The 16863-nt window shown below is 49.9% G+C and carries 32 protein-coding genes; all 32 read left to right on the top strand.

Annotation, left to right across the window (positions count from 1 at the left end):
* The first annotated feature begins 6 nt into the window (after positions 1-6).
* Entirely contained in the window at positions 7-1209 is a 1203-nt protein-coding gene (gene tuf / locus QTL79_RS09145) for an elongation factor Tu (RefSeq protein WP_346354654.1), read from the top strand.
* A gap of 159 nt (positions 1210-1368) precedes the next feature.
* On the top strand, positions 1369-1680 hold the full coding sequence (gene rpsJ / locus QTL79_RS09150; RefSeq protein ID WP_346354667.1) for a 30S ribosomal protein S10: 312 nt from the start codon (positions 1369-1371) through the stop codon (positions 1678-1680).
* A gap of 15 nt (positions 1681-1695) precedes the next feature.
* Positions 1696-2337: a 50S ribosomal protein L3 gene (gene rplC / locus QTL79_RS09155; RefSeq protein WP_346354668.1), complete on the top strand. Its 642-nt coding sequence runs from the start codon at positions 1696-1698 to the stop codon at positions 2335-2337.
* Between the two features lie 72 nt (positions 2338-2409).
* Positions 2410-3036: a 50S ribosomal protein L4 gene (gene rplD, locus QTL79_RS09160; protein ID WP_346354669.1), complete on the top strand. Its 627-nt coding sequence runs from the start codon at positions 2410-2412 to the stop codon at positions 3034-3036.
* Complete coding sequence (rplW, locus tag QTL79_RS09165) at positions 3036-3323, top strand: 50S ribosomal protein L23 (protein WP_346354670.1); 288 nt, start codon at positions 3036-3038, stop codon at positions 3321-3323. The genes rplD and rplW overlap by 1 nt, the downstream gene beginning before the upstream one ends.
* Before the next feature lie 31 nt (positions 3324-3354).
* On the top strand, positions 3355-4182 hold the full coding sequence (gene rplB / locus QTL79_RS09170) for a 50S ribosomal protein L2 (RefSeq protein ID WP_346354671.1): 828 nt from the start codon (positions 3355-3357) through the stop codon (positions 4180-4182).
* Between the two features lie 53 nt (positions 4183-4235).
* Entirely contained in the window at positions 4236-4517 is a 282-nt protein-coding gene (rpsS, locus tag QTL79_RS09175; protein ID WP_346354672.1) for a 30S ribosomal protein S19, read from the top strand.
* Positions 4518-4547: 30 nt separating this feature from the next.
* A complete protein-coding gene (rplV, locus tag QTL79_RS09180; protein ID WP_346354673.1) occupies positions 4548-4880 on the top strand; it encodes a 50S ribosomal protein L22 in 333 nt (110 codons plus the stop codon).
* A gap of 21 nt (positions 4881-4901) precedes the next feature.
* Positions 4902-5576: a 30S ribosomal protein S3 gene (rpsC, locus tag QTL79_RS09185; protein ID WP_346354674.1), complete on the top strand. Its 675-nt coding sequence runs from the start codon at positions 4902-4904 to the stop codon at positions 5574-5576.
* On the top strand, positions 5576-6028 hold the full coding sequence (rplP, locus tag QTL79_RS09190; protein WP_346354675.1) for a 50S ribosomal protein L16: 453 nt from the start codon (positions 5576-5578) through the stop codon (positions 6026-6028). Before rpsC ends, rplP begins: the two co-directional genes overlap by 1 nt.
* A complete protein-coding gene (gene rpmC, locus QTL79_RS09195) occupies positions 6018-6218 on the top strand; it encodes a 50S ribosomal protein L29 (RefSeq protein WP_346354676.1) in 201 nt (66 codons plus the stop codon). Before rplP ends, rpmC begins: the two co-directional genes overlap by 11 nt.
* Before the next feature lie 54 nt (positions 6219-6272).
* On the top strand, positions 6273-6527 hold the full coding sequence (gene rpsQ, locus QTL79_RS09200) for a 30S ribosomal protein S17 (protein WP_346354794.1): 255 nt from the start codon (positions 6273-6275) through the stop codon (positions 6525-6527).
* Positions 6528-6560: 33 nt separating this feature from the next.
* Positions 6561-6929 carry a 50S ribosomal protein L14 gene (rplN, locus tag QTL79_RS09205; protein ID WP_346354677.1) on the top strand — a complete coding sequence of 123 codons (369 nt, stop codon included), beginning with the start codon at positions 6561-6563 and terminating at the stop codon, positions 6927-6929.
* 18 nt (positions 6930-6947) lie between these two features.
* A complete protein-coding gene (gene rplX, locus QTL79_RS09210) occupies positions 6948-7280 on the top strand; it encodes a 50S ribosomal protein L24 (RefSeq protein ID WP_346354678.1) in 333 nt (110 codons plus the stop codon).
* Positions 7281-7310: 30 nt separating this feature from the next.
* Positions 7311-7850, top strand: coding sequence for a 50S ribosomal protein L5 (rplE, locus tag QTL79_RS09215; protein ID WP_346354679.1), 540 nt, complete (start codon positions 7311-7313; stop codon positions 7848-7850).
* A gap of 15 nt (positions 7851-7865) precedes the next feature.
* Positions 7866-8051 carry a type Z 30S ribosomal protein S14 gene (locus QTL79_RS09220; protein ID WP_346354680.1) on the top strand — a complete coding sequence of 62 codons (186 nt, stop codon included), beginning with the start codon at positions 7866-7868 and terminating at the stop codon, positions 8049-8051.
* Between the two features lie 33 nt (positions 8052-8084).
* Complete coding sequence (rpsH, locus tag QTL79_RS09225) at positions 8085-8483, top strand: 30S ribosomal protein S8 (protein WP_346354681.1); 399 nt, start codon at positions 8085-8087, stop codon at positions 8481-8483.
* 24 nt (positions 8484-8507) lie between these two features.
* Positions 8508-9059, top strand: a complete 552-nt coding sequence (gene rplF, locus QTL79_RS09230; protein WP_346354682.1) for a 50S ribosomal protein L6 — start codon at positions 8508-8510, stop codon at positions 9057-9059.
* Between the two features lie 39 nt (positions 9060-9098).
* Positions 9099-9461 (top strand): 50S ribosomal protein L18, encoded by a 363-nt coding sequence (gene rplR, locus QTL79_RS09235; RefSeq protein WP_346354683.1) that lies wholly within the window; start codon positions 9099-9101, stop codon positions 9459-9461.
* A gap of 18 nt (positions 9462-9479) precedes the next feature.
* Positions 9480-9980 carry a 30S ribosomal protein S5 gene (rpsE, locus tag QTL79_RS09240; RefSeq protein WP_346354684.1) on the top strand — a complete coding sequence of 167 codons (501 nt, stop codon included), beginning with the start codon at positions 9480-9482 and terminating at the stop codon, positions 9978-9980.
* A gap of 12 nt (positions 9981-9992) precedes the next feature.
* A complete protein-coding gene (rpmD, locus tag QTL79_RS09245) occupies positions 9993-10178 on the top strand; it encodes a 50S ribosomal protein L30 (RefSeq protein ID WP_346354685.1) in 186 nt (61 codons plus the stop codon).
* 20 nt (positions 10179-10198) lie between these two features.
* Positions 10199-10639 carry a 50S ribosomal protein L15 gene (gene rplO, locus QTL79_RS09250; RefSeq protein WP_346354795.1) on the top strand — a complete coding sequence of 147 codons (441 nt, stop codon included), beginning with the start codon at positions 10199-10201 and terminating at the stop codon, positions 10637-10639.
* A complete protein-coding gene (gene secY / locus QTL79_RS09255; protein ID WP_346354686.1) occupies positions 10640-11896 on the top strand; it encodes a preprotein translocase subunit SecY in 1257 nt (418 codons plus the stop codon).
* 13 nt (positions 11897-11909) lie between these two features.
* Entirely contained in the window at positions 11910-12557 is a 648-nt protein-coding gene (locus QTL79_RS09260) for an adenylate kinase (RefSeq protein ID WP_346354687.1), read from the top strand.
* A 2-nt stretch (positions 12558-12559) separates the two neighbouring features.
* Positions 12560-13306, top strand: coding sequence for a type I methionyl aminopeptidase (gene map, locus QTL79_RS09265; RefSeq protein WP_346354688.1), 747 nt, complete (start codon positions 12560-12562; stop codon positions 13304-13306).
* Positions 13307-13601: 295 nt separating this feature from the next.
* Positions 13602-13820, top strand: coding sequence for a translation initiation factor IF-1 (infA, locus tag QTL79_RS09270; protein WP_346354689.1), 219 nt, complete (start codon positions 13602-13604; stop codon positions 13818-13820).
* A gap of 55 nt (positions 13821-13875) precedes the next feature.
* The gene (rpmJ, locus tag QTL79_RS09275) at positions 13876-13989 is read left to right on the top strand and encodes a 50S ribosomal protein L36 (protein WP_054259363.1); all 114 of its coding nucleotides are present in this window, start codon (positions 13876-13878) and stop codon (positions 13987-13989) included.
* 20 nt (positions 13990-14009) lie between these two features.
* Positions 14010-14381, top strand: a complete 372-nt coding sequence (rpsM, locus tag QTL79_RS09280; RefSeq protein WP_346354690.1) for a 30S ribosomal protein S13 — start codon at positions 14010-14012, stop codon at positions 14379-14381.
* Between the two features lie 17 nt (positions 14382-14398).
* Positions 14399-14791, top strand: a complete 393-nt coding sequence (rpsK, locus tag QTL79_RS09285) for a 30S ribosomal protein S11 (RefSeq protein WP_346354691.1) — start codon at positions 14399-14401, stop codon at positions 14789-14791.
* A gap of 25 nt (positions 14792-14816) precedes the next feature.
* Positions 14817-15449 (top strand): 30S ribosomal protein S4, encoded by a 633-nt coding sequence (rpsD, locus tag QTL79_RS09290; RefSeq protein WP_346354692.1) that lies wholly within the window; start codon positions 14817-14819, stop codon positions 15447-15449.
* Positions 15450-15529: 80 nt separating this feature from the next.
* Entirely contained in the window at positions 15530-16489 is a 960-nt protein-coding gene (locus QTL79_RS09295) for a DNA-directed RNA polymerase subunit alpha (protein WP_346354693.1), read from the top strand.
* 14 nt (positions 16490-16503) lie between these two features.
* Positions 16504-16842 carry a 50S ribosomal protein L17 gene (gene rplQ, locus QTL79_RS09300; protein WP_346354694.1) on the top strand — a complete coding sequence of 113 codons (339 nt, stop codon included), beginning with the start codon at positions 16504-16506 and terminating at the stop codon, positions 16840-16842.
* Positions 16843-16863 lie beyond the last annotated feature (21 nt).

Raw genomic sequence — 16863 nt, forward strand, 5'->3', positions numbered from 1 at the left:
TCTGCAATGGCAAAGAAAAAGTTTGAAAGAAACAAACCCCACGTAAATATCGGCACCATCGGTCACGTTGACCATGGCAAAACTTCGTTGACTGCGGCTATCACCATGGTGTTGGCCAAAGCCGGCGGCGCTGAGTTCATGGCATATGACATGATCGACAAGGCTCCGGAAGAAAGAGAACGCGGCATCACGATCAACACCGCACACGTTGAGTACGAGACTGAAAAACGTCACTACGCTCACGTTGACTGCCCGGGCCATGCTGACTATGTTAAAAACATGATCACCGGCGCGGCTCAAATGGACGGCGCAATCCTGGTTGTAAGTGCTGCTGACGGCCCGATGCCGCAAACGCGCGAGCATATCCTGCTCTCCCGCCAAGTTGGCGTTCCGGCAATGGTTGTCTTCCTGAATAAGGCTGACCTCGTTGACGACGCTGAACTGATGGAATTGGTTGAGATGGAAGTTCGCGAACTTCTCTCCAGCTACGATTTCCCTGGCGACGACATTCCTGTAGTTTGCGGTTCCGCCGTAAAAGCTCTGGAATGCGCATGCGGCAAGCGCGAATGCGCTTGGTGCAGCAAAATCCTCGAACTGATGGACAATGTCGACGAATACATCCCGACGCCGGCTCGTGCAACGGACAAGCCGTTCCTGATGCCTGTCGAGGACGTGTTCACGATCACTGGTCGCGGCACTGTTGCTACCGGTCGTGTAGAACGTGGCGAAGTTAAAGTCGGCGAAACGATTGAAATCGTTGGTCTGAGCGAAAAACCTCGTTCGACGGTTGTAACCGGCGTAGAAATGTTCCGCAAGCTGCTCGATTCGGCAACTGCTGGCGACAACATCGGCGCACTGCTGCGCGGCGTTGAGCGTAAAGACATCGAACGCGGCCAAGTACTGGCAAAACCGGGTTCGATCAAACCGCACACGAAATTCAAAGCAGAAGTATATGTCCTGAGCAAAGAAGAAGGCGGCCGTCATACTCCGTTCTTCACCAACTATCGCCCGCAGTTCTACTTCCGTACAACGGACGTAACCGGCGTGGTAAACCTGCCGGAAGGCGTGGAAATGGTTATGCCTGGCGACAACATTCAAATGCACATCGAACTGATCACGACGATCGCTATCGAAGAAGGCTTGCGCTTCGCGATTCGCGAAGGCGGCCGTACTGTCGGCGCCGGCGTTGTAACTTCGATCGACGCATAAGTTGACACTCACGGATATGTGGGGCGACTCTAACCAGTCGCCCCTATATAGAGAAACGATCCCAATGCGATGAGGTGGAAGGTTGCCCGCACGCTGCGGGGGGAATTTCCACTGAGAAATGTCCGTTCAAAGAAACTGGACGATAAGGAGGAAACTTAAATGGCTAAACAACAAAAAATTCGTATACGCCTCAAAGCGTATGATCATAAAGCGTTAGACCAAAGCGCTGCTCGCATCGTAGAAACTGCAAAACGTACCGGTGCAATGGTTTCCGGGCCGATTCCGCTTCCTACGGAGAAAAATATCTTTACGATTCTGCGTTCACCCCATGTTAATAAAGATTCGCGTGAGCAATTCGAAATGAGAACTCACAAACGTCTGATTGACATTCTGGAGCCGACTTCTAAGACCGTCGATGCACTGATGCGTCTCGATCTGCCGGCCGGTGTGGACATCGAAATCAAGCTGTAGGAGGAGGTGGCATAAATGGCTAAAGGAATTCTGGGTAGAAAACTTGGTATGACTCAAATCTTCACTGCAGAGGGCGCATTGATCCCTGTCACCGTAGTGGAGGCGGGCAATAGCATAGTACTGCAGAATAGAACTGTTGAAAACGACGGCTACAATGCAGTGCAGCTGGGCTTTGGCACTGTTAAAGATAAAAAGGTTACCAGACCGATGAAGGGACATTTCGATAAAGCTGGCGTGAAACCGGTAAAGTTTATCCGTGAAATCCGCCTGGCCGCTCCTTCGGAGTATGAAGTGGGCCAAAGCATCGGAGTGGACGTTTTTACTGAAGGCGAAATGATCGACGTATCGGGTGTGGCCAAAGGCAAAGGCTTTGCTGGCTGCATCAAGCGGCACAACTTCGCACGCGGACCGATGGCCCATGGCTCGAAGTCTCATCGTGAGCCTGGTTCAATGGGTCCCCGGATGAGCGGTGGCGGCGGTAAAGTATTCAAAGGCAAAAAACTGCCGGGTCGTATGGGCGGACAAAAAGTAACCGTACAACGTCTGACAGTCGTCCGTGTGGATGCTGAGCGTAACCTGCTCCTGATTAAAGGTGCGGTTCCTGGTCCTAAGGGCGGTTTTGTTATTGTAAAAAATACCGTTAAGCCTCAGAAGTAAAAATCCGGGATGTTCGGTATGCTATCTGATTAGCCGCTGCCGGACGTCGATATCGAAAGGAGGAAGTGCTATATGCCGAAAGTAGCAGTATATGATATTACCGGTGCAAAAACCGGTGATATGGAATTAAATGATAACGTCTTTGGCGTAGAAGTTAACGAAGCTGTGTTGCATCAAGCTTTGATCATGCAACAGGCTAACCAACGTCAGGGCAATGCCTCAACCAAAACAAGAGGTTTGGTTCGCGGCGGCGGTAAGAAACCTTGGAAACAAAAAGGCACTGGCCGTGCTCGCGCGGGCAGCATCCGTTCTCCGTTGTGGGTAGGCGGCGGTACTACGTTCGGACCTCAACCCCGTTCGTATGCTTTCACAATGCCTCGCAAACAACGTCGTCTGGCTTTGAAATCCGCTTTGGCGGCTAAAGTTCTGGGTGGCGAACTGTTGATCCTGGAGGACATCAATTTTGATGCTCCTAAAACCAAAAATGTGGTCAAAATGATGCAGGATTTCAATTTTGCGGATCAAAAAGCACTCATCATCACTGCTGAGTCGATTGAAAACGTAGAAAAGTCTTCCCGCAACATTCCAGGCATCAAAACGATTAATACGATGGGTCTGAATGTCTATGACTTGCTGCATCACAACAAAGTGTTTGTGACCAAGGCAGCTGTCAGCCGCATCGAGGAGGTGCTCGCATAATGGAAAATTTGCGCGATGTACTCATCCGTCCGGTAATCACTGAAAAGTCTTCGGCTTTGATGCAAGAGAACAAATACACTTTCATCGTACCGCTGAAGTCCAATAAGGTAGAAGTTCGGCAAGCGGTTGAGCGTATTTTCAAAGTAAAAGTCTTAGATGTGCACACGCTGCGCGTTCTGGGTAAAACCAAACGCATGGGTCGCCATCAAGGCAAACGTTCCGATTACAAGAAAGCCATCGTTAAGTTGGCTCCTGGTCAGAACATTGAATTCTTCGAAGGGGTCTAACCCCTGATTTTACCGAAAAGGAGGGACTATCATGGCCGTAAAATCATTTAAACCTTATTCCGCCGGCCGCCGTTTCATGACCGTGGCTAGTTTCGATGAAATTACCACAAACAAACCGGAACGATCCTTAGTTGAGCGCGTGCTGCAACATGGCGGACGTAACAACCAAGGTCGCATGACCGTAAGACACCAAGGCGGCGGTCACAAACGCCTGTATCGCATCATCGATTTCAAGCGTAACAAGGATGGCGTACCTGCAAAGGTTGCTACCATTGAATATGACCCTAACCGTTCTGCACGTATCGCTCTGCTGCATTATGCAGATGGCGAAAAGCGCTACATTTTGGCTCCTAACGGACTGAAAGTCGGCGACGCGATTATGAATGGCGCAGAAGCTGACATTAAAGTCGGTAATGCACTGCCGATCGTCAATATTCCGGTCGGTACCCAAATCCATAATATCGAACTCAAAATCGGCAAAGGCGGTCAAATTGTTCGTTCCGCCGGTACCAGCGCTCAGCTGATGGCAAAAGACGGAGATTATGCTCTGCTGCGTATGCCTTCCAGCGAACTGCGTAAAGTACACATCAATTGCCGGGCTACAATCGGTCAAGTAGGCAACCTGGAACATGAGAACATCAGCATCGGTAAAGCCGGCCGTTCTCGTTGGAAAGGCATTCGTCCTGCTAACCGTGGTGTAACGATGAATCCTTGCGATCATCCGCATGGTGGTGGTGAAGGCCATTCGCCGGTCGGCCGCAAGCATCCGGTTACTCCTTGGGGCAAAAATGCGATGGGCGTAAGAACCCGCCGCAACAAAACTTCGGACAAGATGATCGTCAAGAGACGGGTCAAGTAATCATAGAGCTTGATCCTCTGATCGCTTAACCAAAGAGAAGGGAGGCTAACCTAATGTCCAGATCGATTAAAAAGGGCCCATATGTACATGAGAGCCTGATGAAGAAGATTGATGCAATGAACGAAAAGGGCGAAAAGAAAGTGGTGAAGTGCTGGTCGCGCAGCTCCACGATTCTGCCGAATTTCGTTGGACATACCATCGCCGTTCATGACGGCCGCAAGCATGTGCCTGTATATGTGACCGAAGATATGGTCGGCCACAAACTGGGTGAGTTCGCACCTACCCGTACGTACAAAGGTCATGCTGGTAACGAAAAATCCACGTCCCTGCGCTAAGCGGACGACTTGCCGGAAGGAGGTTAGTATATGGAAGCTAAGGCAATTGCCAAGCATATTCGCATTTCGCCGCGGAAAGTTCGCATCGTTATCGACCTGATCCGTGGCAAGAATGTTGGAGAAGCATACGCTATCTTGAAACACACACCGAAAGTTGGCTCGGAAGTAGTCATTAAGGTGTTGAAATCTGCTATCGCTAATGCGGAGCATAACTGCGAACTGAATGTTGATAAGCTGTTCGTGTCGGCTGCTTTTGTCGATCAAGGACCTACCATGAAGCGGATTCATCCGCGCTCTCGTGGACAAGCGTTCAAGATTCTGAAGCGCACTAGCCACGTAACACTCGTAGTTAAAGAAAGATAAACTGGTGAAGGAGGGAATTAAATGGGTCAAAAAGTAAATCCCCATGGCCTACGCCTCGGGATCATCAAGACTTGGGATGCCAAATGGTATGCAGACAAGGATTATGCCAAAAATCTTCATGAAGATTTGAAGATTCGCGACCTGATCAAAGAAAAGGCATACGCTGCTGGCGTATCCCGTATCGAAATTGAACGTGCAGCCAACCGCCTTCGCCTCACCATTCATACCGCTAAGCCGGGTATGGTTATCGGTCGCGGCGGCGCAGGCATTGAAGACCTGAAATCCAAGTTGCGCAAACTGACGGACAAGCAATTGGATATCAATATCGCAGAAGTGAAACAACCGGATATGGATGCCGTACTGGTAGCCGAAAACATTGCAGCACAGCTCGAAAAGCGTATCGCTTTCCGTCGTGCGATGAAGCAATCGGTTGGTCGCACGATGCGTATGGGCGCTAAAGGTATTAAAGTTATGGTCGGTGGCCGTTTGGGTGGCGCTGAAATCGCTAGAACCGAAGCCTACCGTGAGGGCAGCATCCCGCTGCACACTCTGCGCGCTGACATCCATTACGGCACTGCAGAAGCCGCTACCACCTATGGTCGGATCGGCGTAAAAGTCTGGATCTACAAAGGTGAAGTGCTTCCTGAGGCCAAGAAGGAGAAAGCCGCTGCCGCTGTCGAAGGGGGCGAAAAATAATGTTGTTGCCGAAAAGAGTGAAACACCGCAAACAGTTTCGCGGTCGTATGAAGGGTAATGCCAATAAAGGCAATACTATAAGTCATGGCGAATTCGGCTTGGTGGCGATGGAACCGTCCTGGATCACGAACCGCCAAATCGAAGCCGCTCGTATTGCAATGACTCGTTATATCAAACGTGGCGGTAAAGTCTGGATCAAAATTTTCCCGGACAAGCCGATCACTGCGAAACCGGCCGAGACCCGCATGGGTAGCGGTAAAGGATCGCCTGAATATTGGGTTGCTGTGGTAAAGCCTGGTCGTGTAATGTTTGAAATGGACGGCGTATCCGAAGAAGTGGCTAAAGAAGCAATGCGTCTGGCAGCTCACAAACTTCCGATTCGCACTAAGTTCGTGAAACGCGAAATGGCAGAGGCTCAGCAAGAAGTGGGTGGTGAAGCACATGAAGGTTAAGGACATTCGCGATATGAGCGCGACTGAATTGAATCAGAAGCTGGCTGGCTTGAAGGAAGAGCTGTTCAACCTGCGGTTCCAACTGGCTACCGGGCAACTGGAAAACCCCATGCGCATCAAAGAGGTCAAAAAGACCATTGCCCGCATTAAAACCATTCAGCGTGAACAGGAAATCAAGGCTGAGGCCTAACGTTCCATACAACATGAATTGGAAGGAGGCTAATTTTACGTGAGCGAAAACACGATGGATAGAAATGAGCGCAAGACCCGCATTGGCAAGGTCGTTAGCGATAAAATGGACAAGACTGTAGTGGTTGCTGTAGAACGTTTGGTTCAACATCCGCTCTACAAGAAAGCCATGAAGCAAACGATCAAGTTCAAGGCTCATGATGAAAACAACGAATGCCATACTGGCGACACCGTTGAAATCATGGAGACTCGCCCGCTTTCGAAAGAAAAACGCTGGAGAGTCGTTACGGTAATTCAAAAGGCTCAATAACAGGGGTTCGACCTCGAAAAGGAGGGAATAGGAATGATTCAGCAACAGTCTATGCTCGTTGTTGGTGATAACAGTGGTGCCAAGCAAATCATGTGCATCCGTGTTCTCGGCGGTTCTTACCGTAGATATGCCAATATCGGCGATATTATTGTAGCAGCTGTAAAAGTTGCTTCTCCTGGCGGTGCTGTAAAAAAAGGCGATGTAGTTAAAGCCGTAGTGGTACGCACTAAAAAAGGCGCGCGCCGTCCAGACGGTTCTTACATTCGTTTTGATGAAAACGCTGCCGTCATTATCAAAGAAGACAAAAGCCCGAGAGGTACTCGTATTTTCGGACCGGTGGCGAGAGAACTGCGCGATAAAGATTTCATGAAAATCATCTCGCTGGCACCGGAAGTAATCTAAGCTAGGAGGTGTCCGGAATTGTCAGAAACAAATAAGCTGCACGTTAAAAAAGGTGACACAGTTCTTGTTTTGTCAGGTAAAGATAAAGGCAAAAAAGGCAAAGTCATCGAGGCACTGCCGAAAAAAGGCAAATTGGTAGTAGAGGGCGTCAACAAAGTGAAGCGTCACACGAAACCAAGCCAAAGCATGCCTCAAGGCGGCATCATTGTCAAGGAAGCTGCTATGCACTCCGCAAAGGTTCAGCTAGTATGCCCTTCCTGCGACAAAGCAACCCGCATTAAGAAAACCGCACTGGCCAGCGGCGCCATGGCTCGGACCTGCAAGAAGTGCGGCGAAATCATTGACAAGTAAAGCCGACACGCAGAAAGGAGGTAGCTTCACTTGGTTAGACTGAAAGAAATGTACAATACAGAAGTGGCCAAAGCCATGATGGAAAAGTTTGGCTACAAGAACGTAATGGAAATCCCGAGAGTCGATAAAGTCGTTTTAAACATGGGCGTAGGCGAAGCCGTAGGCAACCCTAAGGCCATGGACGCTGCTCTCGCTGATATGACTCTGATCGCCGGCCAAAAGCCGATCGTGACCAGAGCAAAAAAATCCTTGGCAGCATTTAAGATTCGTGAAGGCATGCCGATTGGTGCAAAAGTGACCCTGCGCGGGGAACGCATGTACCATTTCGTAGACAAGCTGATCAACATCGCTCTGCCTCGGGTGCGCGACTTCCGTGGTGTAAACCCTAACTCCTTTGACGGCCGTGGCAACTATTCCATGGGCGTAAAAGAGCAGTTAATGTTCCCGGAAATCGATTATGACAAAGTCGACAAAATGCGTGGTATGGATATTATTATCGTTACCACTGCTAAAACCGACGAAGAAGCTCGCGAGCTGTTAAGACTCATGGGCATGCCGTTTAGCGCATAGAGAGGAGGGACATTTGTGGCCAAGAAGTCAATGATTGAAAAATGGAGCCGTGAACCTAAATTCAAGGTTCGTCATCACAACAGATGTAAAGTTTGTGGACGCCCGCACGGTTATCTGCGTAAATTCGAAATGTGCCGTATCTGCTTCCGCGAATTGAGCTACAAAGGCGTCATTCCGGGAGTAACGAAGGCAAGCTGGTAAAACTCGACTTGAACTGGAAGGAGGTTGTATTCTATGGTAATGACCGATCCGATTGCCGATATGCTGACTCGTATCCGCAACGCCAACTCGGTATATCATGACAAAGTAGAAATCCCGGCTTCGAAAATTAAAGAAGCTGTGGCCGTCATCCTCAAAGAGGAAGGCTTTGTCAAAGGTTACGAGATGATTCAAGATAGCAAGCAAGGTGTACTGAAGGTTAGCCTTAAGTACGGTCCTAACCGCGAAAAGGTAATTACCGGCCTGAAGCGGATTTCTAAGCCCGGTTTGCGGGTTTATGCCAAAAAAGACCAACTGCCCCGTGTACTGGGCGGCTTGGGTATCGCCATCATCTCCACCTCGAAGGGGATCATGACCGATAAAACGGCGCGCCGCGAAGGCTTGGGCGGCGAAGTCCTCGCTTACGTTTGGTAATTTTGCTAGTTAGGAGGTGCGAATATGTCAAGAATTGGTAGAATGCCGATTGCGATTCCTGCGGGCGTAACCGTCACAATCGATGAAAGCAATCTGGTAGCTGTTAAAGGTCCGAAAGGCGAACTGAGCAGAACGATCCATAAGGATATGATTCTGAAACTGGAAGACAATGTGCTGACAGTAGATCGTCCTAGCGACCAAAAAGAACATAGATCCCTGCACGGCTTGAGCCGTACTTTGATTTCCAACATGGTTGTCGGCGTAACGCAAGGGTTTACTAAAACTCTTGAAATCGTTGGCGTTGGTTACAGAGCGGCTAAATCCGGCAACAAGCTGGCTTTGACCCTGGGCTTTTCCCATCCCGTGGAAGTAGAGCCGCCTCAAGGTCTCAGCATCGACGTACCGGCTCCCAACAAGATTGTTGTATCCGGTACCGATAAAGAAGCCGTGGGTGCACTGGCTGCTAATATCCGCAAATACCGCGAACCCGAACCTTATAAAGGCAAAGGCGTTCGTTACGAGGGCGAAGTTGTCCGTCGTAAAGTCGGTAAAGCTGGCGGTAAAGGCAAGAAATAAAACGGGTTAAGAAAACCTTGAGTGAAAGGAGTGACCACGTTGATTCACAAGCAATCTAAAAATGTAGCACGGAAAAAACGTCATCTGCGCGTACGCAAAACCGTCAAAGGTACTGCGGAAAGACCGCGTTTGAACGTATACCGTAGCTTAAAGAACATTTATGTGCAACTGATTGATGACGTTGCAGGCACTACGTTGCTTGCTGCTAGCAGCCAAGACAAAGAACTTGGTTTGGCGCAAGGCGGCAATATCGAAGCTGCAAAGGCAGTTGGCACACTCATCGCCAAACGTGCGGTGGCAAAAGGCTTGAAAGCAGTCGTGTTTGACCGCGGCGGTTTCATTTATCACGGACGGGTCGCAGCATTGGCTGCAGCAGCTCGCGAAGCTGGACTCGAATTCTAATACAAAGGAGGTAACGCAATGGCCAGAATTGACTACACTACTCTTGAATTAAAAGAGAAGGTTGTCTTCATAAACCGGGTTGCCAAGGTTGTTAAGGGCGGTCGTCGTTTCTCCTTCAGTGCTCTGGTAGTTGTCGGCGACGAGAACGGCCACGTAGGCGCTGGACTGGGGAAAGCCGGTGAAGTTCCGGAAGCAATCCGCAAAGGCGTTGAAGACGCAAAGAAAAATCTGATTAAGGTGCCTCTGGTTGGTACCACCATCCCTCACCAGGTAATGGGTGTTTTCGGCGCTGGTAAAGTGTTGATGAAGCCTGCGTCTGAAGGTACTGGTGTTATTGCCGGCGGTCCGGCCCGTGCCGTATTGGAACTGGCTGGTGTCCATGACATCCTTACCAAATCCCTCGGTTCTTCCAATGCCAACAACATGGTGCGTGCAACTCTGACGGGTCTGTCGCAACTGAAGCGGGCGGAAGAAGTAGCTGCACTGCGCGGCAAAACCGTTCAGGAACTTTTGGGTTAAGGAGGAAGTATCATGGCTAAGCTGAACATCACTCTGACCAGAAGCCTTATCGGCCGCCCAGAAGATCAACGGGCTACCGTAAAAGCTTTGGGCCTGAATAAAATGAATAGCTCAGTAACAAAAGAAGGTACTCCAGCCATTCGCGGCATGGTTCGCAAGGTGGAGCATCTGGTTACTGTAGAAGAAGTACAAGACTAAGTTGAGAGGAGGCGCTAATGATGAAATTACACGAATTAGCTCCCGCGCCTGGTTCTAAGAAAGTGCGCACTCGTGTAGGCCGTGGCCTCGGTTCCGGTCTGGGTAAAACCTCCGGCAAAGGTCACAAAGGTCAGAACTCTCGTTCCGGCGGCGGTGTTCGCTCTGGATTCGAGGGTGGTCAAATGCCGCTGTACCGTCGTTTGCCGAAGCGTGGTTTCTACAATAAATTTGGCAAAGAGTTTGCTGAAGTTAACGTAGAAACACTGAATCGGTTTGAAGACGGCGCGACAGTTGATCCTGTGGCTCTGATCGAAGCCGGTATTTTGAAAAACGTATGCGATGGCGTGCGTATTCTTGGCAATGGTGAATTGACCAAGTCCCTGACCGTAATTGCCAATGGCTTTACTAAGTCGGCAGAAGAAAAAATCAAAGCTGCTGGCGGAAAAGTCGAGGTGGTCTAGGTGCTTGCTGCCCTTGCCAACATTGTCAAAATTGCAGAACTCAGACAGAAGGTAGTATTTACTCTGGCCATGTTCATGGTATTCCGCCTTGGTACCCATATTCCCGTACCAGGCGTGAATGCGGCCGTTATCGAGCAAATGTTTACACAAGGTAACCTGTTTGGCCTGCTCGACTTGTTCGCCGGCGGCGCCTTGAGTAAATTTTCGGTGTTTGCAATGAGCATCACTCCTTACATCAACGCTTCCATTATCATGCAGCTTCTTACCGTCGTTGTTCCCACTTTTGAAAGTTGGTCCAAAGAAGGCGATGAAGGCCGCAAGAAGATTACCCAGGTTACGCGTTACGGCACGGTCCTGTTGGGCTTTGTCCAAGCGATTGGTATGGCATTTGGCTTAAAGGCCGCCATCATTAACCCAGGTATCGGTTCGATTTTGTTAGTTGCGATTACGCTGACTGCGGGAACCACGTTCCTGATGTGGCTAGGAGAGCAGATCACTGAAAAAGGCATCGGTAATGGCATTTCGCTCATTATCTTTGCCGGTATCGTTTCTCGTTTACCGGAAGGTCTGTACACGATCTATCAATATTTGATGGCTGGAACGATCAACATTTTCAATGTTGTTTTATTCTTGGTTATCTCAGTGGCCATGATACTGTTGGTTATTGCAATTCAGCAGGGTCAGCGCCGCATTCCCGTCCAGTATGCCAAACGGATGGTTGGACGGAAAATGCATGGCGGCCATTCTACTCACATTCCGCTCCGGGTCAACCAAGCGGGTGTGATTCCGATCATCTTTGCGTCATCCGTGCTGATGTTCCCGGTGACTATTGCCCAGTTTATTGACATCCCATGGGTAAAAACAGCGGCAGGGTATTTTGCGTGGGGCACGCCGCTACAGTCTTGTCTGTACGCGCTGCTGATCATCTTTTTCACGTATTTTTACACTGCGGTCACTATGAACATATCGGATATGGCAGAGAACATGAAAAAACACGGCGGTTTTATTCCAGGACTACGCCCGGGTAAACCGACTGCTGAATATCTGGATCGCGTAATGACCAGAATTACCCTGGCCGGCGCTATTTTCCTTGCATTCATTGCATTGCTGCCTAACGTGGTAGCTAGCGCGACCAATATTCAAGGGGTATATTTTGGCGGAACCGCACTGTTGATCGTTGTCGGGGTTGCTCTCGACACCATGAAACAGATCGAAGCCCTTGTCCTGATGCGTCATTACCAAGGGTTCATGAAGTAAGGGGGAGCGTACCATGTATATCCTGTTAATGGGCCCGCCTGGCGCCGGTAAAGGCACACAGGCGGCCGAGCTGGTAAGCAAGTTTGCTATTCCGCACATTTCCACCGGTGACATGTTTCGCGCCGCCGTCAAAGAACAGACTGAGCTCGGCAAACAGGCGAAAGCCTGTATGGATGCCGGCCAGCTGGTACCCGACAGTGTGACCATCGGTATTGTCAAGGAACGGTTGGCACAGGATGACTGCTCAAAAGGCTTTATCCTGGACGGCTTCCCGCGGACCCTTGAGCAGGCGAACGCTTTGGATCAAACCTTGGCTGAGCTTCGCATCAATGGCAGCAAAGTTGTCAATATCACCGTTCCGACGGAAGAATTGGTAGCTCGTTTGACGGGGCGCCGAATTTGCAAAGGTTGCGGCGCTACATTCCATGTAATGTTCAATCCTTCGCAAAAAGGCGAAACTTGCGACAAATGCGGCGGTGAGCTGTATCAGCGCGCCGACGATAACGAGGAAACGGTAACCAAGCGGTTAACCGTTTATCTGGACCAGACAAAACCACTGATCCAGTATTACCAAGACAAGGGAATCTATACTGAAATCGATGGACTTCAATCTATTGATAAGGTGTTGGCGGATATCGTCACAAGCCTGAGGGGCGAATAGTTATGATCATCCTAAAATCAGAGCGGGAGATTAGTTACCTGCGTGATGCCGGACAGATCGTAGCGGAAACCCTGGCTGAGGTAAAAAAAGCTGTCAAACCCGGAGTCACTACGCTGGAACTGGATCATATTGCCGAAAAATATATCCGAGGTCGCGGTGCGATTCCTGCCTTCAAAGGATATCACGGTTTTCCGGGAACGATATGCGCTTCCGTCAACGAAGAGGTGGTGCATGGAATTCCCGGACCACGGAAACTGAAAAGCGGTGACAATATCAGTATTGATGTTGGCGCAGTCATCAACGGTTATAACGGCGATGCTGCAATCACTGTCCCGATCGGTGAAGTGGATGCTGAAGTGCAAAAGCTTTTGCAAGTAACGGAAGAGTCTTTGTTCAAAGGCATCGAAAAGGCTGTGGCCGGCAATCGGTTAAGCGACATTTCTCACGCTGTCGAATCCCACTGTAATCAGTTTGGTTTCGGCGTTGTGCGAGACTATGTTGGACATGGTATTGGACGCAACATGCATGAAGATCCCCAGGTTCCCAATTATGGGCCACCTGGCCGCGGCCCGCGCTTGAAATCAGGCATGACTTTGGCCATAGAGCCGATGGTTAACCTGGGCACTCATGAAGTGAAGACCTTAGCGGATGATTGGACGGTGGTGACTCGGGACGGCAAGCGTTCCGCTCATTTTGAGCACACCATCGCCATCACCGATGGTCAGCCGGAGATTTTGACCAAGCTATAGGAGGCAACTCGGGTGCCAGGTAAGACATTGACAGTTGGCCAACTGGTGGAAAGTATTGCCGGAAGAGATATCGGAAGGTGGTATCTCGTCGTCGGAGCAAAGGATAAGTGGATGCTGCTGGCCGACGGTCGGCGGCGGAAGCTGAGCGAGCCTAAGACGAAACAGCGCCGGCATGTAAAAACTCTAGGGTATAGTGATGAGGAGTGGCTGGACAAGATCAACGCTGATACGCTCAGCGACGAAGACGTCCGCCAGATCCTAAATGATTTTAAGAAGCGGTCGAGGGGGGATTCTCGTGTCCAAGCAGGATGTTATCGAGGTTGAAGGCAAGATTATCGAAGCCTTGCCGAATGCGATGTTCCAAGTAGAACTGGAAAATGGGCATGTAATACTGGCTCATGTATCCGGCAAGATCCGCATGAATTTTATTCGGATTCTGCCTGGAGATCGAGTAACTGTGGAACTCACGCCTTATGATTTAAAGCGTGGCCGGATTACCTACCGTTTCAAATAGCGGATTCGCGGCAGGCGTTCGGATTCCGCAAGCAATGAAAAGGAGGACAAGGCAAATGAAAGTAAGACCTTCGGTCAAACCCATTTGTGAAAAGTGCAAGGTTATCAAACGCCATGGAAACGTAATGGTGATTTGCGAGAATCCCAAGCATAAACAAAAACAAGGATAAAGATAGGAGGTGCAAGCTGCATGGCACGTATTGCCGGGGTAGACTTACCGCGTGATAAGAGAATCGAAATTGCATTAACATACATTTTCGGTATCGGAAACACCTTTGCTAAGGAAATCTTAGTGACGACCGGAATCAGTCCGGATACCCGTACCCGTGACCTCACGGAAGAAGAAGTTGCCAAACTGCGTGAAGTAATTGACAAAAATTACAAAGTAGAAGGCGACCTGCGTCGGGAAGAACAACTCAACATTAAACGTCTCATCGAGATCGGCTGCTATCGCGGCAGACGGCATCGTATGGGTCTGCCGGTTCGCGGTCAACGCACCAAGACCAATGCACGTACGCGCAAAGGTCCGAAGCGGGCTGTCGGTATGAAACGCAAAAAGTAGTAAAGGAGGGATAACGCGTGGTTGCTAAAAAAGCAGTTAGACCTAAACGTAAAGAACGTAAAAATATTGAAACCGGTATTGCTCACATTCGTTCGACTTTCAACAACACGATTGTGACAATCACCGATACCAAAGGCAACGCCCTGTCGTGGGCAAGCGCCGGCGGTCTGGGTTTCAGAGGCTCCCGCAAAAGCACTCCTTTTGCTGCCCAAATGGCTGCCGAAGTAGCTGCTAAAGCTGCAATGGAGCATGGTCTGAAATTAGTCGAAGTATTCGTAAAGGGTCCTGGATCAGGCCGTGAGGCTGCAATCCGTTCCCTGCAAGCCACTGGTCTGGAAGTTGCGCTGATTAAAGACGTAACTCCGGTACCGCACAATGGCTGCCGTCCGCCGAAGCGGAGAAGAGTATAAGGAAACCGGGAGGTGTTTAACAGACATGGCTAGATATATTGGACCTGTATGCAGACTGTGTCGTCGCGAAGGCGTCAAGCTGTACCTCAAAGGCGACCGCTGCTACAGTGATAAATGCGCTTTCGCTAAGCGCGCCTATGCTCCTGGTCAACATGGCCAAGGCCAAGCGCGTAAAAAAGTATCCGAGTACGGCGTGCAAATGCGTGAAAAACAAAAAGTTCGTCGTATCTACGGCGTACTTGAAGGTCAATTCCGCAAGTATTTTGAAAAAGCGGATCGCCAAAAAGGCGTTACCGGCGTAAACTTGTTGGTACTGCTGGAAAGAAGACTCGACAATGTCGTCTTCCGTCTGGGCTTTGCCAACAGCCGCACGCAAGCAAGACAATTGATCCGTCATGGTCACTTCCTCGTGAATGGCCATCGCGTTGATATCCCGTCTTACTTGGTACGCAGCGATGAAACCATCGTAGTGGCGGAAGGCAGTAAAGAATCTCCGTTGATTAAGGAAATCGCTGAGAACCTGGCTGGCAAGAATGTTCCGGCTTGGCTCGAAATGAACGCTGCCGATATGACCGGCAAAGTTCTGCGTCTCCCTGCTCGCGAAGAAATCGACGCACCGGTTGCTGAGCATCTGATCGTCGAACTGTACTCCAGATAATTGCTGGACCGTCATCATTGTGCCCTCAGTCGTGGGTATAGCGTAACTTGAGAGTACGCAAAGAGGAGGGTTTTATCCACATGATGGAAATCGAAAAACCGAAGATTGAAATCGTGGAAATCAGTGAAGACAACCGGTACGGCAAGTTTGTCTGCGAGCCTCTGGAAAGAGGATACGGCACCACCCTGGGCAACAGCCTTCGCCGTATTCTCCTGTCTTCGCTACCTGGTGCCGCTGTCACATCTGTTAAGATTGACGGCGTTCTCCATGAGTTCTCCACGATCCCGGGTGTGCGGGAAGATGTCACCGACATCATCCTCAACTTGAAAACCTTGTGCCTTAAAATGCACACAGATGAACTGAAGGTTATTCGGATCGATGTGCAAGGCGAGAAAGAAGTGACTGCAGCCGACATCCTTTGTGATGCGGATGTGGAAGTTCTGAATCCCGAATTGCATATCGCCACCGTAGACTCCAGCGGTTCGCTGCGCATGGAACTCACTGTTGAGCGTGGTCGCGGTTATGTACCTGCTGATAAGAACAAACGCCCTGATCAAGTCATCGGAATTATTCCGATCGACTCCATTTTCTCACCGATTCAACGTGTGAACTATCAGGTAACGGCTACCCGCGTCGGCAATGTCACAGACTATGACAAACTGACGATGGAAGTCTGGACGGATGGAAGCTTGCGCCCGGAAGAGGCTGTCAGCAAATCCGCCAATATCATGATTGCGCATTTGAAACTGTTCCAAGGCTTGTCCGGCGTGACAGTGGAAGAAGATGGCCTCGACAGCACCTTTACCGAGGTTGTCGAAGAGGGCAATTCGAAAGTCATGGAAATGACGATCGAAGACCTGGATTTGTCGGTTCGTTCCTACAATTGCCTGAAACGGGCTGGCATCAATTCTGTTGCCGACTTGGTTCAACGCAGTGAGGACGATATGATGAAGGTGCGCAACCTTGGTCGCAAATCCATGGAAGAAGTTAAGAAAAAGTTAGTTGAACTGGGCCTCGGTCTCAGGGATACTGAAGAATAAAGGGAGGGAAGAAAATGGCCTACAGAAAGTTGGGACGTGATAGCAGCGCCCGTAAAGCGTTGTTTCGCAGCATCTTAACTTCCTTCTTTGCATACGAGCGCATTGAAACAACCGAAGCGAAAGCTAAGGAAATCAATGGTCTCGCTGAGAAATTGATTACTCTGGCTAAGCGCGGCGACTTGCATGCCCGCCGTCAGGTGTTGTCTTACCTCTTAGACGAAGAAGTAGTTACAAAACTGTTTGAAACCATTGCACCCAAATACGCAACCCGTCAGGGCGGCTACACCCGTGTGTTAAAACTCGGACCCCGTCGCGGCGATGCAGCACCCATGGCAATTTTGGAATTGGTGTAATAACCAAGAACTGAACCAGGT

Source organism: Azotosporobacter soli, from assembly GCF_030542965.1.
Classification (GTDB): Bacteria; Bacillota; Negativicutes; order SG130; family SG130; genus Azotosporobacter; species Azotosporobacter soli.

Coding starts and splice junctions, on each gene's coding strand:
- rpmJ (WP_054259363.1), top strand. CDS start 13,876: ATGAAAGTAAGACCTTCGGTCAAACCCATTTGTGAAAAGTGCAAGGTT.
- rpsH (WP_346354681.1), top strand. CDS start 8,085: ATGGTAATGACCGATCCGATTGCCGATATGCTGACTCGTATCCGCAAC.
- rpsE (WP_346354684.1), top strand. CDS start 9,480: ATGGCCAGAATTGACTACACTACTCTTGAATTAAAAGAGAAGGTTGTC.
- tuf (WP_346354654.1), top strand. CDS start 7: ATGGCAAAGAAAAAGTTTGAAAGAAACAAACCCCACGTAAATATCGGC.
- rpsQ (WP_346354794.1), top strand. CDS start 6,273: ATGGATAGAAATGAGCGCAAGACCCGCATTGGCAAGGTCGTTAGCGAT.
- rplW (WP_346354670.1), top strand. CDS start 3,036: ATGGAAAATTTGCGCGATGTACTCATCCGTCCGGTAATCACTGAAAAG.
- rpsM (WP_346354690.1), top strand. CDS start 14,010: ATGGCACGTATTGCCGGGGTAGACTTACCGCGTGATAAGAGAATCGAA.
- rpmD (WP_346354685.1), top strand. CDS start 9,993: ATGGCTAAGCTGAACATCACTCTGACCAGAAGCCTTATCGGCCGCCCA.
- QTL79_RS09260 (WP_346354687.1), top strand. CDS start 11,910: ATGTATATCCTGTTAATGGGCCCGCCTGGCGCCGGTAAAGGCACACAG.
- rpsC (WP_346354674.1), top strand. CDS start 4,902: ATGGGTCAAAAAGTAAATCCCCATGGCCTACGCCTCGGGATCATCAAG.
- map (WP_346354688.1), top strand. CDS start 12,560: ATGATCATCCTAAAATCAGAGCGGGAGATTAGTTACCTGCGTGATGCC.
- rplV (WP_346354673.1), top strand. CDS start 4,548: ATGGAAGCTAAGGCAATTGCCAAGCATATTCGCATTTCGCCGCGGAAA.
- rplB (WP_346354671.1), top strand. CDS start 3,355: ATGGCCGTAAAATCATTTAAACCTTATTCCGCCGGCCGCCGTTTCATG.
- rplO (WP_346354795.1), top strand. CDS start 10,199: ATGAAATTACACGAATTAGCTCCCGCGCCTGGTTCTAAGAAAGTGCGC.
- rplQ (WP_346354694.1), top strand. CDS start 16,504: ATGGCCTACAGAAAGTTGGGACGTGATAGCAGCGCCCGTAAAGCGTTG.
- rplP (WP_346354675.1), top strand. CDS start 5,576: ATGTTGTTGCCGAAAAGAGTGAAACACCGCAAACAGTTTCGCGGTCGT.
- QTL79_RS09295 (WP_346354693.1), top strand. CDS start 15,530: ATGATGGAAATCGAAAAACCGAAGATTGAAATCGTGGAAATCAGTGAA.
- rplC (WP_346354668.1), top strand. CDS start 1,696: ATGGCTAAAGGAATTCTGGGTAGAAAACTTGGTATGACTCAAATCTTC.
- rpmC (WP_346354676.1), top strand. CDS start 6,018: ATGAAGGTTAAGGACATTCGCGATATGAGCGCGACTGAATTGAATCAG.
- rpsS (WP_346354672.1), top strand. CDS start 4,236: ATGTCCAGATCGATTAAAAAGGGCCCATATGTACATGAGAGCCTGATG.
- rpsJ (WP_346354667.1), top strand. CDS start 1,369: ATGGCTAAACAACAAAAAATTCGTATACGCCTCAAAGCGTATGATCAT.
- rpsD (WP_346354692.1), top strand. CDS start 14,817: ATGGCTAGATATATTGGACCTGTATGCAGACTGTGTCGTCGCGAAGGC.
- rplN (WP_346354677.1), top strand. CDS start 6,561: ATGATTCAGCAACAGTCTATGCTCGTTGTTGGTGATAACAGTGGTGCC.
- rplF (WP_346354682.1), top strand. CDS start 8,508: ATGTCAAGAATTGGTAGAATGCCGATTGCGATTCCTGCGGGCGTAACC.
- rplD (WP_346354669.1), top strand. CDS start 2,410: ATGCCGAAAGTAGCAGTATATGATATTACCGGTGCAAAAACCGGTGAT.